Source organism: Mesorhizobium sp. WSM4807 (genome assembly GCF_055811615.1).
Window position 1 is genome coordinate 80180 of sequence record NZ_JBVVQY010000002.1, and the last position, 26831, is coordinate 107010.

A 26831-nucleotide genomic window follows, 5' to 3' on the forward strand; every position below is an offset into this window, starting at 1 on the left:
ACCGACTGTTTGCGTTGTCATTTGGCATTCGCCTACGGTGTCTCTTGGCACCGGTCTCGCGGCCAATCTTCTAGAAGCAGAGTGAAATCCTGATGCTTGCTACCGCGTGTGAAGAGCAGAACTGGGTGGTTTCGTGCCGTTCGATTGTCGACTGGAAATGAGCGACCAGCCAGAAACGGACATTAGCGAAAGCGATTCCAGGGCAGCTTTGAAAGAGCGGACATTCGACATCCTCATATCAATTCATCAGCTTCGGCTTCGGGAATACCCATGTGCGATCTAAAATTTGCGTGCGCGGGTGATAGAGGCGGACCCAGTAACTCCAGCCTGGTGTAATCGAAATACAGTTGGCAATCTTTCCGTCGCAGCCAACGAACTGAATATCGACCGATCCATCCGCCCCGGCCCCGGGCGAGGCCCAAGTCCGCGGGAGCAAGCGAGAGGACACGAGTCCGACCGTGCGCTGCCGGAGGTCCTCGTTAGCTCGGGAATGCCTGTTGTGCTATCGTCCTAAGTCTCTCGGGCCGCCGAGGGTCTCGCATGATCTTCCGTTCGAGGGAGAGAGCATCTGTGACGGAATTTGAAACGAAACTGAAGTTGGCCGCCACGCTTGCCGCCAAAGGCAGGGTTTCGCGTCGTGACTTTGTTCAGCTGGCGCTCGCCTCCGGCCTTACCGCCACGGCCGCCAATGCAATGTTCGTCAGGGTCGCGCGCGCCGAGCCCAAGAAGGGCGGCACCTTGAAGATCGGCATCAGCGATGCCGCCGCCACCGATTCACTGGACCCGAGTACCTACGTCAACCGGTTCACCGGCACCGCGCTAGGGGGAACCTTGTCGAACAGCCTGACCGAGATCGATTCCAAGGGCAACGTGGTCCCCGACCTCGCCGAGAGCTTTGAGCCGTCCGACGGCGCCAAGAAGTGGGTGTTCAAACTGAGGAAAGGCGCCACCTTTCACAATGGCAAGACGGTTACCGCTGATGATGTCGTGGCCTCGGTCAGGCATCACACCATGGAGGGCACGAAATCGATGATGAAATCGCTCTTGGCTACGGTCAGGAATGTCGTCGCCGACGGTGCCTTGACGGTGGTGTTCGAACTCGACGGCGGCAATGCCGACTTCCCCTACATCATGTCGGACATCCTGGTCATGCCGGCGAAAGAGGGCGGCGTCGACTGGGAGTCGGGCACCCGCACCGGCCCCTATATGCTCGAAAAGTTCGAGCCGGGCGTCATCGCCACCTTCAACAAGAACCCGAACTACTTCAAATCCGACAAGGGCTGGTTCGACCGTGTCGAATACCTGGCGATCAATGATGTAACGGCGCGCACCAACGCGCTCAACACCGGCGAAGTCCATTACATGGATCGCTGCGATCTGAAGACGCTCGACATTCTGAAGCAGAACCCCGATCTCGTGATCTCAGAGACGACGGGCTACGGCCACTACGTCTATGTCATGAACGTCCAGAAGGCGCCCTTCGACAATCCCGATGTGCGCAATGCGTTGAAGTACTCGCTCAATCGCGACGAGATCGTGCGGAAGGTGTTTCTCGGCCACGGCGCCATCGGCAACGACAATCCGATCTCACCGACCGTCAAGTTCGCGATCGATCCGCAGCCGAAGCACGTCTACGACCCCGACATGGTCAAGAGCCTGCTCAAGAAGGCGGGGGCCGAGAACACCCAGTTCGACCTGTCGGTCGCGGATGCCGCCTTCGCGGGTGCTACCGACTCCGCTTTCCTCTGGCAGGAGCATGCCCGCGCCGCCGGCCTCAACCTGAATGTGATCCGGGAGCCCAATGACGGCTACTGGAACAATGTCTGGCTCCAGAAGCCGTTCTACGCCTCTTACTGGGCCGGCCGGCCGACGTGCGACTGGATGTTCACCACCGCCTATGCGGCGGAAGCGCTGTGGAACGAAACGTTCTGGAAAAATCCGCGCTTTAATGAGCTGCTCGTCGCCGCCCGCTCGGAGACCGACGATACCAAGCGCGCCGGCATGTATGCCAAAATGCAGCAATTGCTGCATGACGACGGCGGGCTCATCAACCTCGTCTTCAACTCCTATGTAGATGCCCACACCAAGGCTCTTGCCCACGGCGAGTTGGCGTCGAACTGGCCGATGGACGGGTCGAAGATCGCCGAACGCTGGTGGTTCGCCTAGGCCGTGTACTCGTCAATTGGGATGGCGGACTGGACGCGTTTGATGTCTCCTTGCCCCCAACAGCGGCTCCGGAGCGGACATTGCAGCAGGTCCGAGTTGGGCCACAAGCGGAAATCCCTGGCGCGTCCAGCGTCCATCAATTGCCTCTGATTTTGGACAGCGCGTCCTTTGCGTAAATGCCAACCAGAGCTTCATTCTGGAGTGCGACAAGCGCAGGTATCGCAGCTTGTGCCGGAGGTCCGATCTTTCCCAGCGCCTCGATGGCCTCCCGGCGGAGATACTCAATCTTGAGCGCTTCAACCAGAGCCGGAACGGCTTGTGCTGCCGCTGGTCCAAACCAGCCCAGTCGTTTTGCTGCATATAGCTGGGAAAAGGGATCGCCGTCGCCAAGCTCTGCTTCCAGGCTCGTAACGGTGACGTCCAGCGGCAGCGCAGCGATACGGACACCGTCATTCAGGCGCTCCGGGACGCTTGCGTGTTCATAATCCCATTTGAACGAAAGGTGTAAGGTGTCGGCAAGGTTTTCGAGCCCTTTCTGGTCTAAACCCGGTCGGAACTTCAGTAGCATTTGTCTCGCTTTTTCCCGGCGACCGAGTTGCGCCAGCACGGAACTGAGAGGTAGAAAGAGCGCAGTTGCGTCTGGGTTTCGCCTTACACCTTCTCCGAACACCTCAGCCGCTTGTTTCAGATCGCCCATTGCAAAAAGCGCCAATCCACGAGCGAGAACGTAGTGGCTTGGATAGTTCGGGTTGAGCCGCATGGCGGTCGCGACGAAATTCAGCGCCTCGGCGGGTTCGCCTGAGATCGTCAGCGCCCAGGCCGTTGCGATGTGCGCCTCGGGGTCGTTGGGATCCAATGCAATCGCTCGACCGGCATTCCTGCGTGCATCTTCGGCCAGGCCTTGATAAACGTCCCGCAATGCCTCGACCGTATAAGACAGTGACGTTGGATATTTCTTGGCCAGCTCTACGTAATCGTAGGCTCCCCACCAGAAATATGGTTCGTCCCTACCGAGTTCTTTACCCCAGAGTGACTCAACGACGCGGAAGTAGGCCAGCGCCAGGGCGGCATAAGCGCGCCCATATTCGGGATCAAGTTCCGTTGCTTTTTTCAAAGAAGTGATGGCGGCAGCTGTATCCTTTGCGTTGTAACGGAGATAAAGGCTCCAACCCTCATTGAAAGCTTCCTTGGCTGCAATGTTGTCCGGCTTGGCGCGGGCAATTTCCGTTTTTGTGGTGGTGGTGAGATTGACCTTCAACGCTTCGACGATCTTTGCGACAAAAACGTCCTGGACCGCAAAAATATCGGCGACGTTTCCATCGAACCTGTCCGCCCACACATGCCCGCCGGTGAGGGCATCGATGAGCTGGGCGTTGACTCGCACCTGCTCGCCGGCTCGCCGTACGCTCCCCTCGAGAACGTAACGCACGCCAAGTTCTTCGGCGACCTGGCTGATTTTTACCGGCTTGCCGCGGTAAACGAATGTCGAGTTTCGCGCGATCACGAAGAGGCCGGAAACCTTGGAAAGGTCGGTGATCAAGTCATCGGTCATGCCGTCGGCGAAGTGCTCCTGGCCGGCGTCGCTCGAGATGTTGGTGAATGGCAATACAGCGATCGATGGCTTGTCAGGTAGCGGGAGCGCCATTCTTTCCCTGGAGGCCACCTCGACCGGCGGTCCTGAACCGTCCCCGACCACCTTCCAAAGCGCTACACCTCCGGCGATCAGGACCAGCGCCGTCGCCGCGACTGTCAGCCGGCGCCATTCGATATGACGTTTGCGTTTTGCTGGAACTGCTCCGGACGCGGCGCGTGTCCGCGGGCTCACCCGATACAGGCGAACAGGTTTTTCGATGTTCTTGAGTTGTTGTTCACCCAAAAATTCGAACTCAAAATCCAGCTTTCTCTCGACCTGATCAAATGCCGTTCCTGAAATTAGAACGCCCCCGGGTTCGGCCAATCCTTCCAGTCTCGCCGCGACATTCACGCCGTCGCCATAGATGTCCTGCCCTTCGACAATCACATCACCAAGGTTTACGCCAATGCGGAATTCGAGCTGTTTTTCCTTCGGCAGTTCGGCGTTGCACTCCGCCATCGTCCGCTGGATTTCGACGGCGCAACCGACCGCGTCGACCACGCTGGAGAATTCTATCAGCGCGCCGTCGCCCATGAGCTTCACGATGCGCCCCTTATGAGCGGCGATCTTCGGATCGATCAGGTTCTCGCGGGTGCTCTTCAGGCGCGCGAGGGTATCCGCCTCATCGGCTTCCATAAGGCGGCTGTAGCCAACGATGTCAGCGGCAAGTATCGCCGCAAGCCTGCGCTCCATGGAGGTTTCCGGCGCTGGGCAACTGTTTCCATGATAATAGAGTATCGCTTCGGAGCCTAGTCCTGCTCTGGTCGGCTTTGGGTCAGGAACGCTGGTTGGGATGAGCGTCGGCCATCGGGCAGCGAAATGGGCTGATGGAGGTCGCGTTTGGGTCATGGGCGTGAATTCGGCCGGCGCGAACGAACCTCCGCCAAGGGGTCATCTTCCGCCCTTTCGCACCGGTACTGAGTGTCGGATTTTCCACTAGAACCACATATCGCGCACGCAGCGACCATCGCGCGGCAGGTCCTCGAACTTATGGAGACCATCGAAATGGTCGATTGGCAGGTCGGCGACGGTGTCTGGCGGCGCAAGCCTCACATTGACGGCGATCCGAGTGCGACCGGCGGCACTGGCGCGCAAACCACGCCAGGCCAGCACACAGGCGCATGTCGGACAGAACAGAATCTCGAGCGACGGGTCATCCTTTCCGGAGCGCGTATAAGCACTTGTCGGTCCCGCAAGACGGATGCGTTCGTCAACATAATCGTAAGCCCACAGCGCGCCATAGCGGCGGCAAAGCGTGCAATTGCAGGCTGTGATCGAGCCGGGATCGCCCTCCAACGTCCAGTGGGCCGCGCCACAATGGCAGGTTCCGGTCAGCATCCGTCCTCCTCACGTTCTGGCAGCAACACGAGCATATCGTTCCAACATTGTGCCGGACCTGGTGCGATATTCCAACAAGTTGTGGCGCGGCCTGATGCGCTCGCCGCTTTCGCAAGATGTTCGTTGTCTTCCCCAATATCCTTGCCTTCGTGACGGGCTTTCGCCATGAAGGCCGATGAACTCCCCTTTGCCAGCCAGCACACGCCAGCGGCTCGACGAACTTCTTGTCGCGCGCGGCCTGTTCCCCAGCCGCTCTCGCGCCCGCGACGCGATCGAGCGCGGTACTGTGACGGTTGACGGCGTCATCGCCCGCAAGCCCGGCCAGACCGTCCTGGCTGATTGCATCATAGCCGTCGATGATCCGGCGCAGGGTTACGTGTCGCGTGCTGCGCTGAAGCTGATCGCCGGGCTCGATCATTTCGGTCTCGATCCAGCCGGCAGCGAAGCGCTCGACGTCGGCGCCTCGACCGGAGGCTTCACTCAGGTCTTGCTCCAACGCGGCGCGGCACATGTCACGGCGATCGATGTCGGGCATGGCCAGATACATCCGGATATCGCTGGCGATCCGCGTGTGACGGTGATCGAGGGATTGAACGCCCGTGATCTTTCCGCCGCCGATCTTGCCGATCGCATTCCGGATTTTATCGTCTCCGATGTCAGCTTCATCTCGTTGAAACTGGCGCTGCCGCCGGCGCTCGCCATTGCCAGGAGCGGCGCCAGAGCAATATTTTTGGTCAAGCCGCAATTCGAGGCGGGCCGCGAGGCGATCGGCAAGGGCGGCTTGCTGAAAGACCCATACGATGCCGCGCGGGTTGCCGGCCTGCTGCAGGATTGGCTCGACGGCGTCCCGGGCTGGCGCTCGCTGGGACTGCATCTGTCACCGATCGAAGGCGGCGACGGCAACCGCGAGTTCCTGCTCGCCGGGATCAAAGACGCCGGAGTCGAGAACAGGGGGATCGGAGGCCGATGAACGCGCGCTTCACGATCACAAGGCTGGGCTCCCAGGCCGACGGCGTCGCCGAGACCGAAACCGGCGAGCTTTTCATTCCGTTCACGCTGCCCGGTGAAACCGTCACCGCCGCGCGCGAAAAGGACCGTGCCACGCTGATGTCGGTGCTGGAGGCTTCGCCGCTTCGCATCGACCCTGCCTGTCGGCATTTCACCGAATGCGGCGGCTGCGCCATCCAGCATCTTGAAGCCGAAGCTTATCATCGGTGGAAGCGCGACAAGGTTGCGCAAGCGCTCAACAGCAAGGGTGTCACTTGCGACATTGACGCGCTGGTGCCGTGCGCGCCGCAGACGCGTCGGCGTGTCGTGTTCACCGCCCGACGGAGCGAGGCCGGCATGCTGCTCGGATTCGTTCGGGCGCTGTCGTCCGAAATCATTTCCATCGAGGAATGCCCGATCTCGCTGCCCGAAATCGTCGCAAAGCTCGACCGTCTGAAAGCACTCGCCGAGTTGGTTTGCGCAACGACGAAATCGTTCCGCATGACGGTCACAGTGACCGGTTCCGGCCTTGATGTCGCGGTTCACGAGTCCGGCAAGCTTGGCGAAAACCAGCGCCGCGTCGCCTCCAATTTCGTCATCGCTCAGGGGCTGGCAAGGCTTTCGATCGATGGCGAGATCATAATCGAGCCCAAAAAGCCGGTTGTCATGTTCGGCGACATCGCCGTCGCGGTGCCGCCGGGCGCCTTCCTGCAGGCCACCGAAGCCGCCGAGCAGGCGATGGCCGACATCGTCGGCCGGCACTTCGCGCGCGCCAAGAAGGTCGCCGATCTCTTCGCCGGCTGCGGCAGCTTTGCGCTACGTCTCGCCGCCAAGTCGGAAGTCCATGCGGTGGAGGGTGACGCGGCAGCGCTTTCGGCGCTCGACCGGGCGTTCCGTTTCGCCAGCGGTCTGAAGCGCGTGACCAGCGAACGCCGCGACCTGTTTCGGCGGCCGCTCACATTCAAGGAGTTGAATACCTTCGATGGCATTGTGTTCGATCCGCCCCGCGCCGGCGCCGAGGACCAGTCGAAGCAGATTGCCCGTTCCGACGTGCCGCTGGTCGCCGCGGTTTCCTGCAATCCGGTGACGCTGGCGCGCGACCTGCGCAGCCTGATCGACGGCGGCTACGCCCTGAAAAGCGTAACGCCGATCGACCAGTTCCTGTGGTCTCCGCATGTCGAGGCCGTCGCGCTTTTGGAGAAGCCGAGGAGAAGGCGGTAGTAGGCTTTGCAAGCGTTGAGCTTGAATTTCGCCAGAAATGAGCCTATTTTGATCGCGTGTCGTTCAAAATGTGCTAGGAACCTGTTATGAATACCGCAGCCCTCGACATTCGAGCATCGCGCTTTGGCGAGGAACGGACGCCATTTCTTTCGGCAAGACGGGTAGCTGAACTGCTGGGCGTCAATCTGACCGAACTGGCGGGTCTGATCGGCGTCGCGCGCAACACGCTTGCCGCCAAGACCGGCGCGCGCAAGGTCGACGCCGCATTGAGTCCGATTGTCCGTATCCTGGCGATGGCAGGCGAGATGGCCGGCGATGAACAGCGTGCGGCGATCTGGTTCAAGCATCAGCCAATCCCCGGCTGGGCGGGAAAGACCGCCTACGATCTCGTTCGAGAGGGCAAAACGGACAAGGTGCTTGCCTATCTGGAGGCAGTCCGCTCCGGCATTTATGCCTGAAAACAGGCTGAGCCTATGGCGCGCCTTCGTGCCGCGTTGGGCGCATCTGCCGCTTTCCGGCGAAGGAGCGGCCCGCTTTGGCGGTCGCTGGAATCCGGTGGGCACCCCGACGATCTATGCCGCGCGCGAATTGTCCACTGCTTGGCCGGAGTACAATCAGGGCTTTGTTCAGCATCCGGCGCTGATTGCGCAGCTCGAACTTTCAGGCCCGCGCCTAGCCAACCTGACGGACGCTGACGTGCTGACCAAGCTCGGCGTGACGGCAGACATTCACCGATGTGAATGGCGCGACATCATGGATCAAGGCCTGATGCCTGAGACGCACACGCTGAGAGATCGCCTGATTGCCGATGGGCAGCATGGCGTGATCTACCCCTCCTTCATGTCGCCCGGCGGCACATGCGTCGCCCTCTGGCGATGGAACGAGAGCAACGCACCCCGTCTGAAGGTCATCGATCCCGACCATCGCCTGCCGAAAACGCCGGCTTCATGGCTTTAATGCATGTCGCGCAAAAGTGTGCAGCGGTTTTGCGATAACGACAAAACAACAACCTAAAGCGCGTCGCATGAGCCCGGTCAAATGCGACGCGCTTTAGGGCAGTTCGAACCTGGTCGGGAGACGGCTAGGCTTCTTGCACGCCCTCATATCCGGCCGCCCTTGCGGCCTTGACGAACTTACGGTCAAAAGTCGCGAAGCCGGCGCAGTGAGCGGACTTGCCCAGATGCAGCGCATCAGCGAAATCTAATCCCCTTTCCGAGAGGTCGAGCGCGGACGACACGACCGCTCCGTCTTCCACCTCCACCGTGGGGAGCCCACTAAACGCCCGTAGCGTACGGGCGATTTCGAGCGGCGCAAAACCATAGGTGCTGCGCAACACCCACTCGACCTCCAGGATCACTGTAATGGCGACAAAGACCGGCTGGCTATCGATCAGCGCCCGGGCGCGGGAAGACTGTGTCGGGTGATCGCCTGTTAGGTAGCGGACGATAAGATTGGTATCAATCGCGAGCATGGCGCCGCCGCGCTTCGGCCAGCACACCCGCGTCCATTTCTTCCAACGTCTTCGGCCTGCCTCTATGGGGCAGGGATCCAAACACGTCTTCTGGCCGTGTCTCGGCGAAGACTGGCGCAGGCTTCAGTAGCACGCCCTCCGGAGTATCTTCGACCAGAAGACGTGTGCCGGCGTCCCATTCCCTCCGTTTCCGGATTGCGCTGGGCAAAATGACCTGTCCCTTGGTCGAGACAGTGGTTATGAGCTTGTCCGTAGCAGCCATCTCGGCACGCCCTTAGGTGTAAGACATACGTAAGATAACCCGAGGTCGCGCCAAATTCAAGGCGCGAGCTACGCGTTGACGCGATGGAGCAGCAATGGCGGCCGGGATGGGTATTCGACCACAATAGCTGGCGGCCGATCTATCAAACCCTTGTGCCACCGACCGTCATCTGGTTCATCCTGAGATGCGGCTGGCCGACGCCTACCGGCACGCCCTGGCCGGCCTTGCCGCACATGCCGATGCCGGTGTCGAGCTTCATGTCGTTGCCGATCATCGAAACGCGATGCATGGCGTCAGGCCCATTGCCGATCAGCATGGCGCCCTTGATCGGCTGCGTCACCTTGCCGTTCTCGATTATGTAGGCCTCGGTGCAGCCGAACACGAACTTGCCCGAGGTGATGTCGACCTGGCCGCCGCCGAAGGAGACGGCATAGATGCCGTTCTTGACCGACGCGATGATTTCGTCCGGCTCCATGTCGCCTGATGTCATGTAGGTATTGGTCATGCGCGGCATCGGCTGGTGTGCGTAGCCTTCGCGCCGTCCGTTGCCGGTGGCGTTCATGCCCATCAGCCGGGCGTTTTGGCGGTCCTGCATGTAGCCGACAAGCTTGCCGTCGTCGATCAGCACATTGCGGGCCGACGGCGTGCCTTCGTCATCAACGGTCAGCGAGCCGCGCCGTTCGGCCATGGTGCCGTCGTCGACGACCGTAACACCTTTCGCGGCCACCTGCTGGCCCATCAGCCCGGCGAAGGCCGATGTCTTCTTGCGGTTGAAGTCGCCTTCCAGCCCGTGGCCGACGGCCTCGTGCAGCATGACGCCCGGCCAGCCGCTGGACAGCACGATGTCGAAGGTGCCGGCCGGGGCCGGGATGGCCTCGAGGTTGACCAGCGCTTGCCGCAGCGCCTCTTTGGCCGCGTGTTTCCAGCTCTCCTCGACCAGGAATTCGCCAAAACCTTTGCGTCCGCCCATGCCGTAGGAGCCGCTCTCCTGGCGGTCGCCATTGCCGACAACCACCGACACGTTGATCCTGACCAGCGGGCGGATGTCACGCACCATCTGGCCGTCGGCACGCACGATCTCGACATGCTGCCAGGAGGCGGCGAGTGAAGCCGTCACCTGCCGCACGCGCGGATCCTCGGCTCGCAGCCACGCATCGATTTCCTGAAGGAGCTTGGCCTTGGCCTCGAAGGAGGGCGAAGGGATCGGGTTCTCGTCGCCATAGAGATGGCGGTTGGTGCGGGCGGGTGCCGCGGCAAGCGTGCCGGAATAGCCGCTCTTGACCGTCGAGACGGCGTCGGCCGCGCGCAGCAGCGATGCTTCGGAAAGATCGCTGGAATGCGCGTAGCCACTCGCTTCGCCGGCGACGGCGCGCAGGCCAAAGCCTTGGTCTGTGTTGAAATTGGCGGTCTTCAGCCGGCCATTGTCGAACATCAGCGCTTCGCTCTCGCTGTATTCGAGGAACAACTCGCCGTCATCGGCGCCGTTGATGGTCTCGGCGACAATCTGCTTGATGCGATCGTCGGAAATGTCGAATTGGCCGATCAGGCTGTTCATGGCAGGTCCGTCCGTGGAAAGAGATTGTCCTCACGATGTAGGCGCGCAGGTGCGTCCAGACAATCGGCAATGACCATTGTCATCGCCAAAGGCCAGTCACAATCTCTTTTCGTTGGTAAGGACTTTGGGATTTTGGTCTCAAGGCAGGGCGGCGAAACCGTCGGCGAAACCCTTGAGCTCGACCGGAATGCCGATGCCTTCCTCCGGCGTCTGGAAGACGATGAAGGTGGCCGACGTTCCGGTTTTCAGCGTGTCGAGCAGCGGCTTTTCGAGAATGACCTCGGCATAGCAGCCGTCCTGGAAGCAGCGCACGAAATAGGCCCGGCCGATGTCCTTGCCGTCGACATTGAGACCGAGTCCGTTGGGCAGCAGCACTCCGAGCGGCGCCAGCACGCGCAGGATTTCGGCCTTGTTGTCGGCGGTGCGCAGCACGACGACGGAAAGCCCCATCTCGGGACGGTCCTCGGCGACGACGTTCTGCATCATCACGCATTGTTCTGATGTGGCGCCGGCCGGAGTGTCGCAGATGATCGACCATGCGCCATGCGTCGATCGCACCTTGCCGCTTGGCTGCGCGGCATTGGCCTGGCCGCTGCCAGACAGGCCAACGCCAGACACGGCAGCAAGAAGGGTGACCTTCGCCAAGCTTCTCGAAAGCCCAAGTCCCGAAAGCCCAAGTCTCGAAAGCCCAAGTCCCCAAAGCCAAGAGTTCATGACGGCTCCATTGCGAATCACGGCACTTTAAGCCGCGCCAAGGGCAAGTAAAGGATGAGACCACTGCCGGCCCGCCTCGACCAAGGCAATTGTGCGCTTTTCCGTGCCAAATTCGCCCGAATTGCGACCGCCCGGCGCATTTTGCCAAGGCACTCCGCCGCTCGGACTTTCGCGAGTCCGCCACCGCCGCGGCCGCCGCCACAAGGCGCAGCCGCGCTTGCGCGCAAAAATGCCGCACGGGTTCCCCCGCTCCTTTCTTGCAGAGGCAAATAGAGTATGGTTTGAACCAGCCTCGGGACTGTCCGGGATTCCCGTCCCGGCGTTGTTCGATATTCTTGCGGTCCGATCGCGAGGAACTGGGAGATAATGACGGCAATGAGAAAATTCCTAGCAGGCGCCAAATTCCTGACAAGCGCTTGGGCTGCCGCCACATTGTTCACCGGCGCGTCCGCCCATGCGGCCCAGCCTGCACCGTGGGAGGTGAGCTTCCAGCCCGCCGCCACCGACATGATGCGGCAGATCGCCCGGTTCGAGCACTATACATTGTGGTTCATCGTGCCGATCACCCTCTTCGTGCTCTTTCTTCTCGCCTATTGCATCTTGAAGTTCCGCGCGAGCGTCAACCCGGTCCCGTCGCGCACCAGCCACAACACGCTGATCGAGGTGATCTGGACGGTTGGGCCGGTCGTCGTCCTGCTCATGCTCGCCATCCCCTCGTTCCAGCTTTTGACCGCGCAATACACACCGCCGGAGGAAGCCAAGTTGACCGTCAAGGCGACGGGAAACCAGTGGAACTGGGACTACGAATACCAGACCGAAAACACGCTTTCCTTCAACTCAGCGATTCTGGCGGATTCTGACCGCGCGGCGGCCGGTAAGGAGGACCGCGGCGCTTATCCGCGCCTGCTCGCCGTCGACAACGAGATGGTGGTGCCGGTCAACACCATGACCCGGGTGCTGGTGACGGCGGCGGACGTGATTCACGCCTTTGCCATGCCGTCCTTCGGCATCAAGACCGACGCGGTTCCAGGCCGCATCAACGAGGTCTGGTTCAAGGCGGAAAAGGAAGGCCTCTATTACGGCCAGTGTTCGGAGCTCTGCGGCAAGGACCACGCCTTCATGCCGATCGCGATCCGCGTCGTCTCCGACGCCCAGTACAAGACCTGGCTGGCGGCAGCCGGCACCGACCTTCCCGGCGCCAACAAGGCGCTGATGGCCGAGGTCGACGGCAAAGACAAGGTAGCGGCCGCCGGCAACTGATGCCGCGACCAGAAAAGATCAGGGAACGGAGCCGAACATGGCAGACGCTGCAGCTCACGACCACGACCACAAGCCGTATCATGGCTGGGTCCGGTGGGTGTATTCGACCAACCACAAGGATATCGGTACGCTCTATCTGATCTTCGCGATCATGGCGGGCTGCGTCGGCGGTGCCCTTTCGGTCGTCATGCGCATGGAACTGCAGGAGCCGGGGATTCAGATTTTCACCGGCCTGGCGCAGATGGTCTACGGCTTGAACGCCGACGCCGCGCTCGACGGCGGCAAGAGCATGTACAACGCCTTCACCACCGCGCATGCGCTGATCATGATCTTTTTCATGGTCATGCCGGCGCTGATCGGCGGCTTCGCCAACTGGATGGTGCCGATCATGATCGGCGCGCCCGACATGGCTTTCCCGCGCATGAACAACGTCTCGTTCTGGTTGCTGCCACCGGCTTTCATCCTGCTGATCATCTCGGCCTTTATGCCGAGCGCGCCTGGCGCCTACGGCGTCGGCGGCGGCTGGACGATCTATCCGCCGCTATCGACATCGGGCCAGCCGGGACCGGCGATGGATCTTGCGATCCTGTCGCTGCACATCGCCGGCGCGTCGTCGATCCTCGGCGCCATCAATTTCATCACCACCATCTTCAACATGCGCGCGCCTGGCATGACGCTGCACAAGATGCCGCTGTTCGCCTGGTCGGTGCTGATCACCGCTTTCCTGCTGCTGTTGTCGCTTCCGGTTCTGGCCGGCGGCATCACCATGCTTTTGACCGATCGCAACTTCGGCACGACCTTCTTCGCGCCGGACGGCGGCGGCGACCCGATCCTGTTCCAGCACCTGTTCTGGTTCTTCGGGCATCCGGAAGTCTACATCCTGATCCTGCCGGGCTTCGGCATCGTCAGCCACATCGTCTCGACCTTCTCAAGGAAGCCCATCTTCGGCTATCTCGGCATGGCCTATGCCATGGTCGCGATCGGTGCGGTCGGCTTCATCGTCTGGGCGCACCACATGTACACGACCGGCCTGTCGCTCGACACGCAGCGCTATTTCGTCTTCGCCACGATGGTTATCGCGGTGCCGACGGGCGTGAAGATATTCTCGTGGATCGCTACTATGTGGGGCGGGTCGATTTCGCTCAAAACCCCGATGCTGTGGGCGATTGGCTTCATCTTCCTGTTCACCGTCGGCGGCGTTACCGGCGTCCAGCTTGCCAATGCCGGTCTCGACCGCCCGCTGCACGACACCTACTACGTGGTCGCGCATTTCCATTATGTGCTGTCGCTGGGCGCGGTCTTTGCCATCTTCGCCGGCTGGTACTACTGGTTCCCGAAGATGACCGGCTACATGTATTCGCCTGTCATCGCCAACACCCACTTCTGGGTCACCTTCGTCGGCGTCAACCTCGTCTTCTTCCCGCAGCACTTCCTCGGCCTCTCCGGCATGCCGCGCCGCTACATCGACTATCCGGATGCGTTTGCCGGCTGGAACATGGTGTCGTCCTACGGCTCGTATATTTCGGCCGTCGGCGTGGTCATCTTCCTCTATGGCGTGTTCGAGGCGTTCCAGAAGAAGCGGGTTGCCGGCGCCAACCCATGGGGCGAGGGTGCAACGACGCTCGAATGGCAGCTGCCTTCGCCGCCGCCCTTCCACCAGTGGGAACAGCTGCCGAAGATCAAATAGGCTTCTGCCTGGGCGGCGAATACGGAACCGCCGGTTCGCCCGGCGGTCTTGGCCAACGGAATGATGGACTTTAAGTACGCATGGCCCTTGTCGACGACACCTTGACTGACGAACCGGGCTTTCGCATGTCGGAAGCGACGGCGGGCGATTTCTTCGCCCTGTTGAAGCCGCGCGTCATGTCGCTGGTGGTGTTCACCGCCTTTGTCGGCCTGGTCGCGGCACCTGTGACCATCAATCCGCTTCTGGCGGTGATCGCGATCCTGGCTATTGCCATTGGTGCAGGCGCGTCCGGCGCGCTGAACATGTGGTATGACGCCGATATCGATGCGGTGATGACCAGGACCGCCGGCCGTCCGGTGCCGGCCGGCCGCATCCGGCCCGGCGAGGCACTGAGTTTCGGCCTGGTGCTGTCGGTGCTGTCGGTGATGACGCTCGGCGTTCTGGTCAACTGGCTGTCGGCGACGCTGCTGGCCTTCACCATCTTCTTCTATGCGGTCGTCTACACGATGTGGCTGAAGCGCTGGACGCCGCAGAACATCGTCATCGGCGGTGCTGCCGGCGCCATTCCGCCGGTGATCGGCTGGGCCGCGGTGACCGGAACAGTTAGCCTGGAAAGCATCGTCCTGTTCCTGATCATCTTCCTGTGGACGCCGCCGCATTTCTGGGCGCTCGCTCTCTTCAAGTCCGAGGACTATGCCAGAGCCGGCATCCCGATGATGCCCAATGTCGCCGGCCAGGCTTCGACCCGACGCCAGATCTTCGCCTATGCGCTGATCCTTGCGCCGGTTGGCGTGCTGCCATGGGCGCTCGGCTTCACCACACTCATCTATGGCGTTCTTGCGGTGCTGCTTGGCGCCGGCTTCGTCTGGTATGCGTGGAAGGTGCTGCAGATGGCGGACGACGACCATGTGATGAAGCCGGCCAAGGCATTGTTCGGCTACTCGCTGCTCTACCTCTTCGCCATCTTCGCCATCTACCTTGCCGACTGCGTTGTCGGGCGCGCGCTGGCCACGGGCGGAGCATAACCATGGCCGACAAGAAGCTTGAACTCGTCACGCTGACGGAGCGCCAGCAGAAGGCCCGGCGCAACCGCTCGGTAGCCATCGGCCTGGCGCTGGCCGTGCTTGTCGTCATCTTCTACATCGCGACCGTCGTGAAATTCGGTCACAACCTCACCGGAACGATGTGAGGCTCAAGATGAACCGCCAAACAGTGACCAATCCTCAAAAGAAGAACACCAACCGCATCGTCGCCGGCGTCTGCATCGCCTTTTTCGGCGGCATGATCGGGATGGCCTATGCCGCGGTGCCGCTCTACGCGATGTTCTGCCAGGCGACCGGTTACGGCGGCACTGTGAAACGCGCAACGCAGCAATATGCCGACCGCGTGCTCGACCGCGATATCACCATCCGTTTCGATGCCAACACGGCCGGCGTGCCCTGGCAGTTCGAGCCGGTCGCCCGCTCCGTCACCATCAAGATAGGCGAGACGGCCCAGGCGCATTATAGCGCGACCAACAAATTCGTCCGCGCCACCACCGGCCGCGCGACCTTCAACGTGCAGCCGGAACTGGCGGGATCTTACTTCAACAAGGTCGAGTGTTTCTGCTTCACCGACACGACGCTGAAGCCTGGCGAGACGCTGGACATGCCGGTCGTGTTCTATGTAGATCCCGACATCGTCAACGCGCCGGAGCTGAAGGACTTGAAGACGATTACCCTGTCCTACACGATGTTCCCGGTCGAGAAGAACGAGAAGAACAAGCCGGTGGCGTCATCAGTGCCGGCCGAAGGCACAAGCAACAAAGTTTCACACACCGAAAGAAGCCTCGGGGGTTGATATGGCAGACGCGCACGCAAAACCACAACATGACTACCATCTCGTCGACCCGAGCCCGTGGCCGTTCCTAGGCTCGGTCGGCGCGCTGGTCACCGCGATCGGCGGCGTCTGTTACATGCAGTACCTCAAGGGCGGCGATTTCCCCATTTTCGGCTTCAACATCGCCAATCCGTGGCTGTTCTTCATCGGCCTCTTGATCGTCCTCTACACTATGTACGCCTGGTGGTCGGACACCATCAAGGAAGCGCATGAAGGCCACCACACGCGTGTCGTGTCGCTGCATCTGCGCTACGGCATGATTATGTTCATCGCTTCCGAGGTGATGTTCTTCGTCGCCTGGTTCTGGGCTTTCTTCGACGCCAGCCTGTTTCCCGGCGAAGCACAGCAATACGCCCGCGCCGCCTTCACCGGCGGTGTCTGGCCGCCGAAGGGCCTCGAGGTCCTCGACCCCTTCCACCTGCCGCTCTACAACACCGTCATCCTGCTTCTGTCGGGCACCACGGTGACCTGGGCGCACCACGCGCTGCTTCATGGCGATCGCAAGGGGCTGATCAACGGCCTGGTGCTGACCGTCGGTCTCGGCATGCTGTTCACCATGGTGCAGGCTTACGAATATATGCACGCGCCGTTCGGCTTCAGGGATTCGATTTACGGCGCCACCTTCTTCATGGCGACCGGCTTCCACGGCTTCCATGTCATCATCGGCACCATCTTCCTGCTGGTCTGCCTGGTCCGCGCGATGAAGGGCGATTTCACGCCCAAGCACCATTTCGGCTTCGAGGCGGCCGCCTGGTACTGGCACTTCGTCGACGTGGTCTGGCTGTTCCTGTTCGCGTCGATCTATGTCTGGGCCTCGAGCGGCGCGGTGATCGAAGGTCACTGAAATCTTCTTGAGGAATTGCGTGGGCGGCTGCGGCGACGTGGCCGCCTTATCTTTTGGGGCGAAGGGCACTAAGGTATCGCAATGAGCGACGACAAGGCGATCTGGCCACCAATCGATCCGATCTCGGCCGGCCTGCACGGCCGCTGCCCGCGTTGCGGCGAGGGACAGCTGTTTTCCGGCTTCCTCACCGTCGGCAAACGCTGCGCCAATTGCGGCCTCGACTATTCCTACGCCGATGCCGGCGACGGTCCGGCGGTGTTCGTCATCCTGATCATCGGCTTCATCGTCGTCGGGCTGGCGCTGTGGATGGAGGTGACGCTGAATCCGCCGCTCTGGCTGCATTTCCTGCTGTGGATACCGCTGACGCTCGTGCTTTGCCTGGGCGCGCTCAGGCTGATCAAGGGTGTGCTCCTGACGCTGCAATACCGCAACAAGGCGGCAGAGGGCAGGCTGGACCTCGGCGAATGAGCACGACATCCGCCTCGATCGCAGGCCGTTCGCGGCCGAAGACGGCATTGCTGCTTGGCCTCGGCCTCGTGCTGTTCTTCATCCTGCTGGCGCTCGGCACCTGGCAGGTCCAGCGCCTGTACTGGAAAGAGGGTCTTCTCCAGACCATCGGCCAGCGCACGCATTCCGCACCTGTGCCGTTGGCCGAGGTCGAAAAGCGGTTCGCCGCAACCGGCGATGTGGATTACACGCCGGTGACGGCATCAGGCACTTTCCTGCATCAGGGCGAGCGACATTTCTTCGCGACCTGGGAGGGCCAGTCCGGTTTCGATGTCTTCACGCCCTTGCATCTGGAGGATGGCCGCTTCGTCCTGATCAATCGCGGCTTCGTGCCCTACGATCTCAAGCACGCGCCCAAGCGCCCGCAAAGCCAGGGTGGGGGCCAGGTTATGGTGACGGGACTCGCCCGCAACCCGCTGCCGGCGAAACCCTCGATGATGCTTCCCGACAATGATCCGCGGAAGAATATCTTCTACTGGAAGGATCGCGATGCCATGGCGGCGAGCGCCGGTCTGCCGGCCGGCGCGGGGTTGGTGCCATTCTTCATCGACGCCGACGCCACGCCGAACCCGGGTGGGCTGCCGGTCGGCGGCGTTACAATCATCGACCTGCCGAACAGCCATTTGCAATATGCCGTAACCTGGTACGGCCTTGCCGCTGCCCTTGCCGGCGTCCTCATCTTCACGCTTCGCCGCCCGGCGAACGAAGAATGATCGGCACCGGCGCCCTTGACAGGGCAGGGGTGCGCACCTCATTTCGCGCTTTGAGTTCAAGACTTGAGCTCACGTTACGACCAACCGGCCGGGAATCATGCTTCACACGACCACAAAGCCACCGCTGACCGTCAGGCTCTGCCAACCGCGGGGCTTCTGCGCCGGCGTCGATCGCGCCATCCAGATCGTCGTGCTGGCGCTGAAGAAATACGGCGCGCCGGTCTATGTCCGCCACGAGATCGTACACAATCGCTACGTCGTCGAGGGGCTGCAAAGCCTCGGTGCGGTGTTCATCGAGGAACTCTCCGAGATACCGGCGGAACATCGCCAGAGCCCGGTCGTCTTTTCGGCGCATGGCGTGCCGAAGTCGGTGCCGGCGGACGCCCAGGCGCGCAATCTCTTCTATCTCGACGCCACCTGCCCGCTGGTGTCGAAGGTCCACAAGCAGGCGATGCGTCATCAGCGGCTCGGCCGCCATGTGCTTCTGATCGGCCATGCCGGCCACCCGGAAGTGATCGGCACGATGGGGCAGTTGCCGGACGGCGCCGTCACCTTGATCGAGACCGAAGCCGACGCGGCGAATCTGGTGCCCGCCGACCCGCAGGCGCTCGGTTTCGTAACCCAGACGACGCTGTCGGTCGAGGACACCGCCGGCATCATCCGGATGCTTAAGGATCGTTTTCCCGATTTGCATGCGGCGGCAGCGGAATCGATCTGCTACGCCACCACCAACCGTCAGGAAGCGGTCAAGGAGACCGCCGCGGGCTCCGATCTCTTCCTGATCGTCGGCGCCCCCAACTCGTCCAATTCGCGGCGTCTTGTCGAAGTGGCCGAACGCGCCGGCGCCTCGATGTCGCTTCTGGTACAGCGCGCCTCCGAAATTCCGTGGACAGATATCGCCGGAATCTCGACGCTCGGTCTGTCGGCCGGCGCGTCGGCGCCGGAAATCATCGTCGACGAGATCATCGATGCCTTCCGGCACCGCTTCGACGTGACGATCGAGCTGGCGGTGACGGCGACGGAAACGGAGGATTTTCCGGTGATGCGGGTCCTGCGCGACGTCGAACTGACGGCGGCCGACATGGCCTTCGTCAACGGAGCCGCGTGAAGAGCCCATGGCGGTCTACACCGACGTCAACGAAGGCGAGCTCGGCGCGTTCCTGGAGACCTATCCGGTCGGCGATCTCCTATCCTACAAGGGCATCGCCGAAGGCACCGAGAACTCGAATTTCCTGCTGCACACGACCAGCGGCTCCTACATCCTGACGCTCTACGAAAAGCGCGTCGACAAGGCCGACCTGCCGTTCTTCCTCGGCCTCATGGGTCACCTTGCCAGGAAGGGCATTTCCTGCCCGCTTCCGGTGACGGCGCATGATGGCGACGTCATCGGAACGCTTGCCGGCCGGCCGGCGGTCATCATCACTTTCCTCGAAGGCCTTTCGCTGCGGCGGCCGACATCAGCGCATTGCGGCGAGGTCGGCAAGGCGCTGGCGGCACTGCATCTTGCCGGCGCCGACTTTCCGATGACCCGTCCGAATGCTCTTGCCATCGATGGCTGGCGCAAGCTGTGGAGCGCCGCTCGCCCTCGCGCCGACGAGGTCGAGCCGGGACTGGCGGCCGAGGTCGATGCCGACTTCGCCGATTTCGAGCGGAACTGGCCCAAGGACCTGCCGGAAGGCATCATCCACGCCGATCTTTTCCCCGACAATGTCTTCTTCCTCGGCGAAAAACTGTCCGGCCTGATCGACTTCTATTTCGCCTGCAACGATCTCTACGCCTATGATGTCGCGACCTGCCTCAACGCCTGGTGCTTCGAGAAGGATTTTTCCTTCAACCTGACCAAGGGCACGGCGCTGCTTGCCGGCTACCAAAGCGTGCGGCCCTTGAGCCGCGAGGAGAAAGCTGCGCTGCCGATACTGGCGCGCGGTTCGGCGTTGCGCTTCATGCTGACCCGGCTTTACGACTGGCTGATCGTTGCCAACGGCGGGCTGGTTATAAAACGCGACCCGACCGAATACATCCGCAGGATGCGTTTCCACCGGGCGATCAAATCTCCTTCCGAGTATGGACTGACATGACCAAGCGCGTTGAAATCTTCACCGATGGTGCCTGTTCGGGCAATCCGGGGCCTGGCGGCTGGGGGGCGGTCCTGCGCTTCAACGGCGTCACGAAAGAACTGTCGGGCGGCGAGGCTGCGACCACCAACAACCGCATGGAACTTTTGGCCGCCATCTCGGCGCTCAATGCGCTGAAAGAACCCTGCGCCGTCGATCTTTATACCGACAGCAACTACGTCAAAGACGGTATTTTCAGCTGGATCGACGGCTGGAAGCGCAACGGCTGGAAGACCGCTGCCAGGCAACCGGTGAAGAATGCCGAGCTGTGGCAGGCCCTCGACGAGGCGCGCAACCGTCATCAGGTGATCTGGCATTGGGTCAAGGGCCACGCCGGCCATCCGGAGAACGAGCGTGCCGACGAGCTGGCGCGGCTCGGCATGGCGCCGTTCAAGAAAGGCCCCGTCAAGACCGCGACGCCGACGCCAGGCCCGCAGTCGAAGCAGCCGGCGGTCGCAAAGCCACGGCGCTCGACTCAGAGTTATTGAATTCCGGCTGCGGGTCCGCTCTCTGGCAGGAAGACCTCTATCATGCCGATCGCATACTACATCACGCATCCCCAGGTTCGGATCGATGCCAATGTTCCAGTGCCAGAGTGGGGGCTATCCGACATCGGGCGAGCGAGAACGTCTGCAATGCTCGATCAGCCGTGGGTTCGGTCGATCCGGCGTATCGTGTCATCGGGTGAACGCAAGGCGATAGAAACCGCCGAGATACTCGGAAGGCATCTCCGCCTTGAGGTCGAGGTGAGGGAACGGATGCATGAGAATGACCGATCGGCAACCGGTTTCCTACCGCCTGCGGAGTTCGAAGCGGTCGCGGACCAATTCTTCGCCAATCCATACAGCAGCATTCGCGGATGGGAGCGGGCTATCGATGCTCAGCATCGTATTCTGAGCGAGGTAGACACCGTGCTCGGCAGCACAGATGACGCCGCCGACGTTGCTTTCGTGGGCCACGGAGGTGTCGGAACGCTTCTGCTGCTTTCTCTCGGCGGGCGGGAGATCAGCCGCGAGGCGGATCAGCCAGCGGGCGGCGGGAACTATTTCGCGTACGATATCCGCGCGCGTCGCGTTGTCCACGGATGGCGGCCGATCGACAGGCTGGCGCAGCACCGCGACGATTAATTTGGCTAACGGATCAGCAGCACCGTGCCGAAAAGGCCGAGCGCGAACACCGTATGTGAGACGAGATTGAGGGCGCGGATCTGCCCGGGGTTGGGGCGCTTTGATGCGGCCCAGCCAGCGCCCATGCCGGGCGCCAGCAGGAACCAGCCGGCGCCCACGGTGACGATGCCGAGGATGAAGGCCGGCGGGAAGGTCGGCGCGGCCAGCCACGCCGCTCCCGCCAAAACGACCAGAACGATGCCGTAGACGATGCCGACAAAATAGTGGAAGGCCCAGCCCAGCGCCGATTCATGCGCGTAGGGTGCTGCCTCGCCGATGTCGTCGTGGAAGACCTTGCCGCGCCTTAGATGCCAGACCCACCGACCGACCAGTCCCCAGTTCGGCCGGGGCTGAGCAAACACGGTGTTCAGGAAAATCGCCCAGAGGTCCATGAGCGCCGTGGCGCCGATGCCGATCGCCACAGCGCGCCAGAAGATGTCAAACATCATTGAGGTTCCCCCAAGCAAACAATCCCTAATGCATGTCGCCCAAAAGCTTGCCCTCGGGCTTGACCCAGGGCTTGACCCGAGGGTGCGCAACGGTTTTGGGATAACGAAAAACAAAGACTTAAAAGCGCGACGCGCTTTTAGAGCCCAAACCGAAATCTAAAGCTGTCCGAGAATATGAGCCGCCCCGGATTGGTCGACGCCGGGCTTTGTCTCGACATTGAGCGCGGTGACCTTGCCGTCGTCGACGATCATCGAAAACCGCTTCGAGCGCAGCCCCATGCCGCCGCTGGAAAGATCGGCGTCAAGGCCGATCGACTTGACGAAATCGCCATTGCCGTCGGCAAGATAAAGGAGCTTGCCTTCACCGCCGCTGAAGCGGGCCCAGGCGCCCATCACATGAACATCGTTGACGGCGACGACGGCGATGGTGTCGACGCCGCGCGCCAGGATGGCGTCGTAATTATCCAGATAGCCGGGCAGATGATTGTTGGAGCAGGTCGGCGTGAAAGCGCCGGGAACGGCGAACAGCACCACCTTCTTTCCCGAGAAAATCTCGGCCGTCGTGATCGCTTTTGCGCCGTCGGCAGTCATCGTCTTGAAGGTCGCATCGGGCAGTTTATCGCCAACGGCAATCGTCATCATGGTCCTCACTTGAGAGATGGAATGGAAGTGTTCTTGCGATAGCGAACTCAGGTGTTTCCCGCAACATCGGGGAGCCGGGAACAAAAGGATGTTCGACTTGAACATCCTTTGCTCGGGATCAAGGGAACGGCAGCAGGCCTTCGACCGCGCCGGCCGCAGTTGTCAGCGTGTAGTAAAGTCCGCCATCCGTCGGCGTCGTCGTCGGTCTGTTGAGGATAGGCACGGTAAACACCAGCTTGCCTTCCTTTTCGCTGCGGGCCGGCACGCCGAACATGTAATCCCGCTCACCGGCGACGAAGAAATCCGCTGCTTCGGAATTGCCCGGAAAGCTCGCCTCGACAATCAGTGTTTCGCGGTCGCCCGGCAGGATATTGATGCCGAAATCGGGTCTTGCGGGAGCAGGCAGCGTTGCAAGGGCCGCCTTCACCAACGCGGCATCTTCGACATTGTCCGGATCGGAGCCCGGATCGATGGTCAGCTTCGTCTGCACCGGGATGCAGATCGTCTCGCAAATGCCGAGAAAGATATCGGCATCGATGACGGCCGGCTCGTTCGGCGCCGACAGCGTGAAGGTCACAGGCAGCGAAACCGGATGGTCATAGCCGGCCCATTTGCCGTAGCCGTCGTCGTGGCGCTGGGGCGGCGGAAACGAAAACGTCGCGTTGGCAATGTTGGTGCTGGCCGAGATATCGATTTGCGGCGGCACGCCCGCGTCGCCCGGATCGCGCCAGTAGGTTTTCCAGCCAGGCTTGAGCGCAATATCGAGGACGCCATGGATGCGCCCGGCTTCGTCGGGCTTGCCGCTGGTCACAAGCCGCACTTTGCCGCCTTCGCTATTGTACCAGATCGACGAGGAGGCTGCGGCAGGGAGGCCGGTCCCACATCCTATAGCGGCGCTGAGCAGCAGGACTTTCAAGCTTTGCATGGCGGTGATTTGAGCGTCCGTTCATGGCTGCGCAATGACTTCATGGCGTCGCTGTTATCATATTTGCGTGACCTCGGGCACAGCTTTTGCGTGACCTCGGGCACAGCTTTGCGTGACCGGGCACAGCTTTGCGTGACCTTAGATGCACATCTGCGACCAAATCGCGCGCGGCGCATCTTTTCGGCGCTTCAGAAACGCGTTACGCTCCTCCTCATGGACTTGTTGCGCCACAAGAAGATGGCTGCGGGACGCGGCTTTCTCGACGACCAGTTCCTGATTGCCATGCCCGGCATGAAGGACGACCGCTTCACGCGCTCCGTCATCTACATTTGTGCGCACAGCGACGAAGGCGCGATGGGCCTGGTCATCAACCAGACGCAGCAGATGCTGTTTCCGGATCTGCTCGTGCAGCTCGGCATCATGAACGAACAGGAGGCGATCCGCTTGCCCGCGCAGGCCCGCGACTTCGTCGTGCGCAACGGCGGACCGGTGGACCGCAGCCGCGGCTTCGTCCTGCATTCGGGCGACTACCGGGTGGAATCGTCGCTGGCTGTCTCCGACGACATTTGCCTGACCGCGACCGTCGACATCTTGCGGGCCATTTCGTCGGGCCGTGGGCCTCGGCACGCGCTGATGGCGCTCGGCTATTCGGGCTGGGGCGCCGGTCAGCTGGAAAGCGAAATCGCCGAGAACGGTTGGCTGACCTGCCCGGCAAATGCGGAGCTTCTGTTCGATACCGATATCGAGCGCAAATACGACCGGATACTCGCTTCGATCGGTATTGACCTCGCGCATCTCAGCCTGGCGGCCGGGCACGCCTAATGCATGTCGCGCAAAAGTGTGCAGCGGTTTTGCGATAGCGACTTGCATAAAACAACAACCTAAAGCGCGTCGCGTGAGGCCGATCAAACGCGGCGCGCTTTAGTGGTGAAAACCCGATACCTGGCTGGTTACCGCTGCATTGTCATCGCCAGCCGTTTGCCCAAATCGTAGACGAGATTCTCGATACCGGCTGTCCAGGACAGGTCGGCCTGTTTCACGCGGGTTTCGACATCGCTGTATTTGCCGATGCGGGCTTCCAGGAAGGAACGCATGCGCTGGCGAAACTGGCCGACGGTGAGCTGTTTTCCCTTGGCCCTGAACATCGCGGTATTGAACCGCGCCGCCTTGGGGAAGATTTTGCTGGCCGTGGCATTGGGCGTCTCGTCGGCGTTCGACAGGAGGTTTGCTGCGCCGTTGGTGCCAAGGAAGTGGGGGAGGTAAAGATCCCTTCCGTCCATCGCCTTCTCGAGCCGGGCTTCGATGCGTTCCTTGGCCGCGAGAAGGTTCTTGGCCGCAAGTGCTGCCGACAGATAGGGATCGCGCCTGAATTCAAGGATGCGCTCTTCTTCGGCCTTGTCGTCGACGAAATGGTGTTCGCGCTTGCCCTCGAGGCGGATCCGGATCAGTTCCGCTTCGTCGCCCAGGCCGAACTCTGCACCGTAGTTCTTCACGGCCTCGAGCCATGTCTGGTCGAGGAACTGCATAAGACCAAGTGCCGACCCTTTGGGCGGGCGGTTGTTGATGTCGAAGGAGGACTCCTTCTCGGCGATCGCGAAAAGGGTGTCGGCAGGAAATTGGGTGTCCTTGGCGGCACGCAGAATCTCGCTGGCAATGTACTGCGACACCTTGTATTCGCCGAACTCGTGCACCGACATGCCGATGACGATCTGTTCCGCGCCTTCGGAAAGGATGGAGACGGTGCCCTTCAACGCGTCCGCCAGTGTGCCTTCTCCCTCGCGTCGGGAGGTCGATATGGTGCCCGGATCGATGATGTCGAACTCGGGCGCGGCCGAGGGGAAACTCAAAGCGGAATACGGAACAGCAGTGGCAACTCCGGCTTCGGTCACTCCGTTGGCCAAGACTCCCGAATAGACCGGCCATGGCATGGCTGCCACTGTCGCCGCCAGGCCAAGCCCCGCGATCCTTTTCGACAAAGGCCGTCGGCCCGAAAGGAGGACGCCTCCGCAAGCAAAGAATTCAAATGTCCTTTGGAGTGACGCCAGGTCCCCCTCCGTTCCTTGTCTAGCCGCCCAGATACTTTGGGGCAGATCTATTTCCAACGTTGAGCCGTCAACGTCGAAAAAGACAAGAAGAACGGTCAGTGCTTCATTTAGCTAGTCATGGATAATGGCGGCACAATGGCCACAGTGCGGCAAAATAATTCGAAATGTAACACAAGCGGATTTTAATCGAGGGCTGCGTAGCCGATGCGTTGCTTGTGAAGCCTCTCGATTGCGAGCAGAAATTTCCCTGAGGTGATCTGCCCTCGACCGCAGCGGGGGGCACCCTTCGGTTCTCGAACGGAAGATTGTGCATGAGCAGCCATTCTCGGCACAATACTCGATCGAACGAGTTCTCCGTTGGTGAGAGTCATTTAGCCCTTGGCTGTCGCCAGATTGGTGCTGAGCTCGAAGGCCAGTCCCGACCCAATGGTGCATGGCTGCAGCACGGGCGCACTCTCGCTCACGATCGCCTCCACGACGCGCTTGCGTTCCTGATCACCCATTTCCTTGGCTAAGGAACTCATCCCGACCAGCGCCATCGTATTCAAATGCAGGAAAGGTACGCCTTCCCCGAAATGGATGGTGCGAAACAATCCTCGATCGGACCTCGTGGAAGCCGGCGTCTCGCAGCAGTGTCTCAAGCGCGGCCGCGTCCCCTAAGCTGTACCGCTGATCGGCGATGGCGCCCAGATGGCGCTCCGCGACGCGGCGCAGCTCCCGAAAGAACGGGATTTCGTCGTCCGGGCGCCATGTGGCGACCGCCAGCCTGCCACCCTTCGCCAGCGCGCGACGCATCTGCGCCGCCGCCGCGGGTTTGTCAGGAAAGAACTGCAGTCCTTGCTGGCAGACGACCACGTCGAACATCTCACCGTTACGCAGAGGCAGCTCGCCGGCATTGCCCTGGCGCCAGTCAATGGCTGGTTCTACACCCCGCGCCACGGCAAGCATGTCGGGGCTGATGTCGATGCCGACGATATATCCGGCTTCACCGAGCCGCTCTCTTGCAACGCGCGCCACTATTCCTGTTCCACAAGCGATATCGAGTACGCGATCGCCCGAAGACAATTCCAGCTCGTCAAGAGCCATCTCGGCCCATGGACGGAAGAGAGGGCCGACGAGCCACCGCTCGTACATCTCCGGGAAACTTGCCTGGTTCATTGCGTAGCTCGGCAAGGTCATGATCGTCTTCCATCAAATTTCCATCCGGCCAATGTGAGCCTTCACCCGCGCTAGATCCAACGGGACAACTACCCT

At 61.4% G+C, this 26831-nt stretch carries 29 protein-coding genes; 18 read left to right on the forward strand and 11 right to left on the reverse strand.

Annotation, left to right across the window (positions count from 1 at the left end):
- Window positions 1–570: 570 nt before the first annotated feature.
- Entirely contained in the window at window positions 571–2166 is a 1596-nt protein-coding gene (locus tag AC0L3N_RS02690) for an ABC transporter substrate-binding protein (RefSeq protein ID WP_473545389.1), read from the forward strand.
- A 136-nt stretch (window positions 2167–2302) separates the two neighbouring features.
- On the opposite strand, the gene AC0L3N_RS02695 is transcribed toward AC0L3N_RS02690, so the two are convergent.
- Window positions 2303–4492, reverse strand: a complete 2190-nt coding sequence (locus tag AC0L3N_RS02695; protein ID WP_473545391.1) for an adenylate/guanylate cyclase domain-containing protein — start codon at window positions 4490–4492, stop codon at window positions 2303–2305.
- A gap of 243 nt (window positions 4493–4735) precedes the next feature.
- Entirely contained in the window at window positions 4736–5137 is a 402-nt protein-coding gene (locus AC0L3N_RS02700; RefSeq protein WP_473545393.1) for a GFA family protein, read from the reverse strand.
- Window positions 5138–5312: 175 nt separating this feature from the next.
- Here AC0L3N_RS02700 and AC0L3N_RS02705 point away from each other — a divergent pair, with 175 nt between their 5' ends.
- From AC0L3N_RS02705 to AC0L3N_RS02720, 4 genes are all read left to right on the forward strand, one after another.
- Window positions 5313–6107 (forward strand): TlyA family RNA methyltransferase, encoded by a 795-nt coding sequence (locus AC0L3N_RS02705; protein ID WP_473545395.1) that lies wholly within the window; start codon window positions 5313–5315, stop codon window positions 6105–6107.
- Window positions 6104–7345: a class I SAM-dependent RNA methyltransferase gene (locus AC0L3N_RS02710; protein WP_473545397.1), complete on the forward strand. Its 1242-nt coding sequence runs from the start codon at window positions 6104–6106 to the stop codon at window positions 7343–7345. Before AC0L3N_RS02705 ends, AC0L3N_RS02710 begins: the two co-directional genes overlap by 4 nt.
- 86 nt (window positions 7346–7431) lie before the next feature.
- Window positions 7432–7803, forward strand: a complete 372-nt coding sequence (locus tag AC0L3N_RS02715) for an antitoxin Xre/MbcA/ParS toxin-binding domain-containing protein (RefSeq protein WP_095492412.1) — start codon at window positions 7432–7434, stop codon at window positions 7801–7803.
- Window positions 7796–8302: an RES family NAD+ phosphorylase gene (locus AC0L3N_RS02720; protein WP_473545399.1), complete on the forward strand. Its 507-nt coding sequence runs from the start codon at window positions 7796–7798 to the stop codon at window positions 8300–8302. Before AC0L3N_RS02715 ends, AC0L3N_RS02720 begins: the two co-directional genes overlap by 8 nt.
- A 124-nt stretch (window positions 8303–8426) precedes the next feature.
- Here the strand turns inward: AC0L3N_RS02720 and AC0L3N_RS02725 are convergent, their stop codons facing one another.
- The 4 genes from AC0L3N_RS02725 to AC0L3N_RS02740 form a co-directional block, all read right to left on the reverse strand.
- Window positions 8427–8816, reverse strand: a complete 390-nt coding sequence (locus AC0L3N_RS02725) for a type II toxin-antitoxin system VapC family toxin (protein ID WP_473545401.1) — start codon at window positions 8814–8816, stop codon at window positions 8427–8429.
- Window positions 8803–9078, reverse strand: a complete 276-nt coding sequence (locus tag AC0L3N_RS02730) for an AbrB/MazE/SpoVT family DNA-binding domain-containing protein (RefSeq protein WP_473545403.1) — start codon at window positions 9076–9078, stop codon at window positions 8803–8805. Before AC0L3N_RS02730 ends, AC0L3N_RS02725 begins: the two co-directional genes overlap by 14 nt.
- Before the next feature lie 142 nt (window positions 9079–9220).
- Window positions 9221–10633: a metalloprotease TldD gene (tldD, locus tag AC0L3N_RS02735; RefSeq protein WP_473545405.1), complete on the reverse strand. Its 1413-nt coding sequence runs from the start codon at window positions 10631–10633 to the stop codon at window positions 9221–9223.
- A 138-nt stretch (window positions 10634–10771) separates the two neighbouring features.
- The gene (locus tag AC0L3N_RS02740; RefSeq protein WP_473545407.1) at window positions 10772–11347 is read right to left on the reverse strand and encodes an invasion associated locus B family protein; all 576 of its coding nucleotides are present in this window, start codon (window positions 11345–11347) and stop codon (window positions 10772–10774) included.
- Window positions 11348–11722: 375 nt separating this feature from the next.
- Between AC0L3N_RS02740 and coxB the strand changes: the two genes are divergently transcribed.
- From coxB to AC0L3N_RS02800, 12 genes are all read left to right on the forward strand, one after another.
- Window positions 11723–12607: a cytochrome c oxidase subunit II gene (gene coxB, locus AC0L3N_RS02745; protein ID WP_473545409.1), complete on the forward strand. Its 885-nt coding sequence runs from the start codon at window positions 11723–11725 to the stop codon at window positions 12605–12607.
- A gap of 37 nt (window positions 12608–12644) precedes the next feature.
- A complete protein-coding gene (gene ctaD / locus AC0L3N_RS02750; protein ID WP_123147071.1) occupies window positions 12645–14294 on the forward strand; it encodes a cytochrome c oxidase subunit I in 1650 nt (549 codons plus the stop codon).
- An 80-nt stretch (window positions 14295–14374) separates the two neighbouring features.
- Entirely contained in the window at window positions 14375–15319 is a 945-nt protein-coding gene (locus AC0L3N_RS02755) for a heme o synthase (protein WP_473545411.1), read from the forward strand.
- A gap of 2 nt (window positions 15320–15321) precedes the next feature.
- Entirely contained in the window at window positions 15322–15483 is a 162-nt protein-coding gene (locus AC0L3N_RS02760; protein ID WP_077381685.1) for a hypothetical protein, read from the forward strand.
- 8 nt (window positions 15484–15491) lie between these two features.
- Window positions 15492–16133, forward strand: coding sequence for a cytochrome c oxidase assembly protein (locus AC0L3N_RS02765; RefSeq protein ID WP_123147478.1), 642 nt, complete (start codon window positions 15492–15494; stop codon window positions 16131–16133).
- 1 nt (window position 16134) lies between these two features.
- Window positions 16135–17016, forward strand: coding sequence for a cytochrome c oxidase subunit 3 (locus tag AC0L3N_RS02770; protein WP_123147073.1), 882 nt, complete (start codon window positions 16135–16137; stop codon window positions 17014–17016).
- Between the two features lie 81 nt (window positions 17017–17097).
- Window positions 17098–17484, forward strand: coding sequence for a DUF983 domain-containing protein (locus AC0L3N_RS02775; RefSeq protein WP_095492400.1), 387 nt, complete (start codon window positions 17098–17100; stop codon window positions 17482–17484).
- A complete protein-coding gene (locus tag AC0L3N_RS02780) occupies window positions 17481–18236 on the forward strand; it encodes an SURF1 family protein (RefSeq protein ID WP_473545414.1) in 756 nt (251 codons plus the stop codon). Before AC0L3N_RS02775 ends, AC0L3N_RS02780 begins: the two co-directional genes overlap by 4 nt.
- 97 nt (window positions 18237–18333) lie before the next feature.
- A complete protein-coding gene (gene ispH / locus AC0L3N_RS02785; protein WP_473545415.1) occupies window positions 18334–19344 on the forward strand; it encodes a 4-hydroxy-3-methylbut-2-enyl diphosphate reductase in 1011 nt (336 codons plus the stop codon).
- A 7-nt stretch (window positions 19345–19351) separates the two neighbouring features.
- Window positions 19352–20314, forward strand: a complete 963-nt coding sequence (locus tag AC0L3N_RS02790) for a homoserine kinase (RefSeq protein ID WP_473545417.1) — start codon at window positions 19352–19354, stop codon at window positions 20312–20314.
- Window positions 20311–20838 (forward strand): ribonuclease HI, encoded by a 528-nt coding sequence (gene rnhA, locus AC0L3N_RS02795; protein WP_473545419.1) that lies wholly within the window; start codon window positions 20311–20313, stop codon window positions 20836–20838. The genes AC0L3N_RS02790 and rnhA overlap by 4 nt, the downstream gene beginning before the upstream one ends.
- Before the next feature lie 42 nt (window positions 20839–20880).
- Window positions 20881–21477, forward strand: a complete 597-nt coding sequence (locus AC0L3N_RS02800) for a histidine phosphatase family protein (protein ID WP_473545420.1) — start codon at window positions 20881–20883, stop codon at window positions 21475–21477.
- Window positions 21478–21482: 5 nt separating this feature from the next.
- On the opposite strand, the gene AC0L3N_RS02805 is transcribed toward AC0L3N_RS02800, so the two are convergent.
- From AC0L3N_RS02805 to AC0L3N_RS02815, 3 genes are all read right to left on the reverse strand, one after another.
- Window positions 21483–21962: a DUF2938 domain-containing protein gene (locus tag AC0L3N_RS02805; protein WP_473545837.1), complete on the reverse strand. Its 480-nt coding sequence runs from the start codon at window positions 21960–21962 to the stop codon at window positions 21483–21485.
- 159 nt (window positions 21963–22121) lie between these two features.
- On the reverse strand, window positions 22122–22604 hold the full coding sequence (locus AC0L3N_RS02810) for a redoxin family protein (protein WP_473545422.1): 483 nt from the start codon (window positions 22602–22604) through the stop codon (window positions 22122–22124).
- Between the two features lie 121 nt (window positions 22605–22725).
- Window positions 22726–23532 (reverse strand): protein-disulfide reductase DsbD domain-containing protein, encoded by an 807-nt coding sequence (locus AC0L3N_RS02815; RefSeq protein WP_473545424.1) that lies wholly within the window; start codon window positions 23530–23532, stop codon window positions 22726–22728.
- A 213-nt stretch (window positions 23533–23745) separates the two neighbouring features.
- Between AC0L3N_RS02815 and AC0L3N_RS02820 the strand changes: the two genes are divergently transcribed.
- The gene (locus tag AC0L3N_RS02820; protein WP_023799312.1) at window positions 23746–24354 is read left to right on the forward strand and encodes a YqgE/AlgH family protein; all 609 of its coding nucleotides are present in this window, start codon (window positions 23746–23748) and stop codon (window positions 24352–24354) included.
- 128 nt (window positions 24355–24482) lie between these two features.
- Here the strand turns inward: AC0L3N_RS02820 and AC0L3N_RS02825 are convergent, their stop codons facing one another.
- Together AC0L3N_RS02825 and AC0L3N_RS02830 are read right to left on the reverse strand one after the other, a co-directional pair.
- Window positions 24483–25508 carry a transglycosylase SLT domain-containing protein gene (locus tag AC0L3N_RS02825; protein WP_473545426.1) on the reverse strand — a complete coding sequence of 342 codons (1026 nt, stop codon included), beginning with the start codon at window positions 25506–25508 and terminating at the stop codon, window positions 24483–24485.
- A gap of 564 nt (window positions 25509–26072) precedes the next feature.
- The gene (locus AC0L3N_RS02830; RefSeq protein WP_473545427.1) at window positions 26073–26756 is read right to left on the reverse strand and encodes a class I SAM-dependent methyltransferase; all 684 of its coding nucleotides are present in this window, start codon (window positions 26754–26756) and stop codon (window positions 26073–26075) included.
- Window positions 26757–26831: the final 75 nt, after the last annotated feature.

Coding starts and splice junctions, on each gene's coding strand:
- ispH (WP_473545415.1), top strand. CDS start 18,334: ATGCTTCACACGACCACAAAGCCACCGCTGACCGTCAGGCTCTGCCAA.
- AC0L3N_RS02760 (WP_077381685.1), top strand. CDS start 15,322: ATGGCCGACAAGAAGCTTGAACTCGTCACGCTGACGGAGCGCCAGCAG.
- AC0L3N_RS02740 (WP_473545407.1), bottom strand. CDS start 11,347: ATGAACTCTTGGCTTTGGGGACTTGGGCTTTCGAGACTTGGGCTTTCG.
- AC0L3N_RS02715 (WP_095492412.1), top strand. CDS start 7,432: ATGAATACCGCAGCCCTCGACATTCGAGCATCGCGCTTTGGCGAGGAA.
- AC0L3N_RS02695 (WP_473545391.1), bottom strand. CDS start 4,492: ATGGAGCGCAGGCTTGCGGCGATACTTGCCGCTGACATCGTTGGCTAC.
- AC0L3N_RS02790 (WP_473545417.1), top strand. CDS start 19,352: ATGGCGGTCTACACCGACGTCAACGAAGGCGAGCTCGGCGCGTTCCTG.
- rnhA (WP_473545419.1), top strand. CDS start 20,311: ATGACCAAGCGCGTTGAAATCTTCACCGATGGTGCCTGTTCGGGCAAT.
- AC0L3N_RS02775 (WP_095492400.1), top strand. CDS start 17,098: ATGAGCGACGACAAGGCGATCTGGCCACCAATCGATCCGATCTCGGCC.
- AC0L3N_RS02820 (WP_023799312.1), top strand. CDS start 23,746: ATGGACTTGTTGCGCCACAAGAAGATGGCTGCGGGACGCGGCTTTCTC.
- tldD (WP_473545405.1), bottom strand. CDS start 10,633: ATGAACAGCCTGATCGGCCAATTCGACATTTCCGACGATCGCATCAAG.
- ctaD (WP_123147071.1), top strand. CDS start 12,645: ATGGCAGACGCTGCAGCTCACGACCACGACCACAAGCCGTATCATGGC.
- AC0L3N_RS02710 (WP_473545397.1), top strand. CDS start 6,104: ATGAACGCGCGCTTCACGATCACAAGGCTGGGCTCCCAGGCCGACGGC.
- AC0L3N_RS02815 (WP_473545424.1), bottom strand. CDS start 23,532: ATGCAAAGCTTGAAAGTCCTGCTGCTCAGCGCCGCTATAGGATGTGGG.
- AC0L3N_RS02725 (WP_473545401.1), bottom strand. CDS start 8,816: ATGCTCGCGATTGATACCAATCTTATCGTCCGCTACCTAACAGGCGAT.
- AC0L3N_RS02755 (WP_473545411.1), top strand. CDS start 14,375: ATGGCCCTTGTCGACGACACCTTGACTGACGAACCGGGCTTTCGCATG.
- AC0L3N_RS02800 (WP_473545420.1), top strand. CDS start 20,881: ATGCCGATCGCATACTACATCACGCATCCCCAGGTTCGGATCGATGCC.
- AC0L3N_RS02780 (WP_473545414.1), top strand. CDS start 17,481: ATGAGCACGACATCCGCCTCGATCGCAGGCCGTTCGCGGCCGAAGACG.
- AC0L3N_RS02720 (WP_473545399.1), top strand. CDS start 7,796: ATGCCTGAAAACAGGCTGAGCCTATGGCGCGCCTTCGTGCCGCGTTGG.
- AC0L3N_RS02730 (WP_473545403.1), bottom strand. CDS start 9,078: ATGGCTGCTACGGACAAGCTCATAACCACTGTCTCGACCAAGGGACAG.
- coxB (WP_473545409.1), top strand. CDS start 11,723: ATGAGAAAATTCCTAGCAGGCGCCAAATTCCTGACAAGCGCTTGGGCT.
- AC0L3N_RS02700 (WP_473545393.1), bottom strand. CDS start 5,137: ATGCTGACCGGAACCTGCCATTGTGGCGCGGCCCACTGGACGTTGGAG.
- AC0L3N_RS02830 (WP_473545427.1), bottom strand. CDS start 26,756: ATGACCTTGCCGAGCTACGCAATGAACCAGGCAAGTTTCCCGGAGATG.
- AC0L3N_RS02805 (WP_473545837.1), bottom strand. CDS start 21,962: ATGTTTGACATCTTCTGGCGCGCTGTGGCGATCGGCATCGGCGCCACG.
- AC0L3N_RS02810 (WP_473545422.1), bottom strand. CDS start 22,604: ATGACGATTGCCGTTGGCGATAAACTGCCCGATGCGACCTTCAAGACG.
- AC0L3N_RS02705 (WP_473545395.1), top strand. CDS start 5,313: ATGAACTCCCCTTTGCCAGCCAGCACACGCCAGCGGCTCGACGAACTT.
- AC0L3N_RS02765 (WP_123147478.1), top strand. CDS start 15,492: ATGAACCGCCAAACAGTGACCAATCCTCAAAAGAAGAACACCAACCGC.
- AC0L3N_RS02770 (WP_123147073.1), top strand. CDS start 16,135: ATGGCAGACGCGCACGCAAAACCACAACATGACTACCATCTCGTCGAC.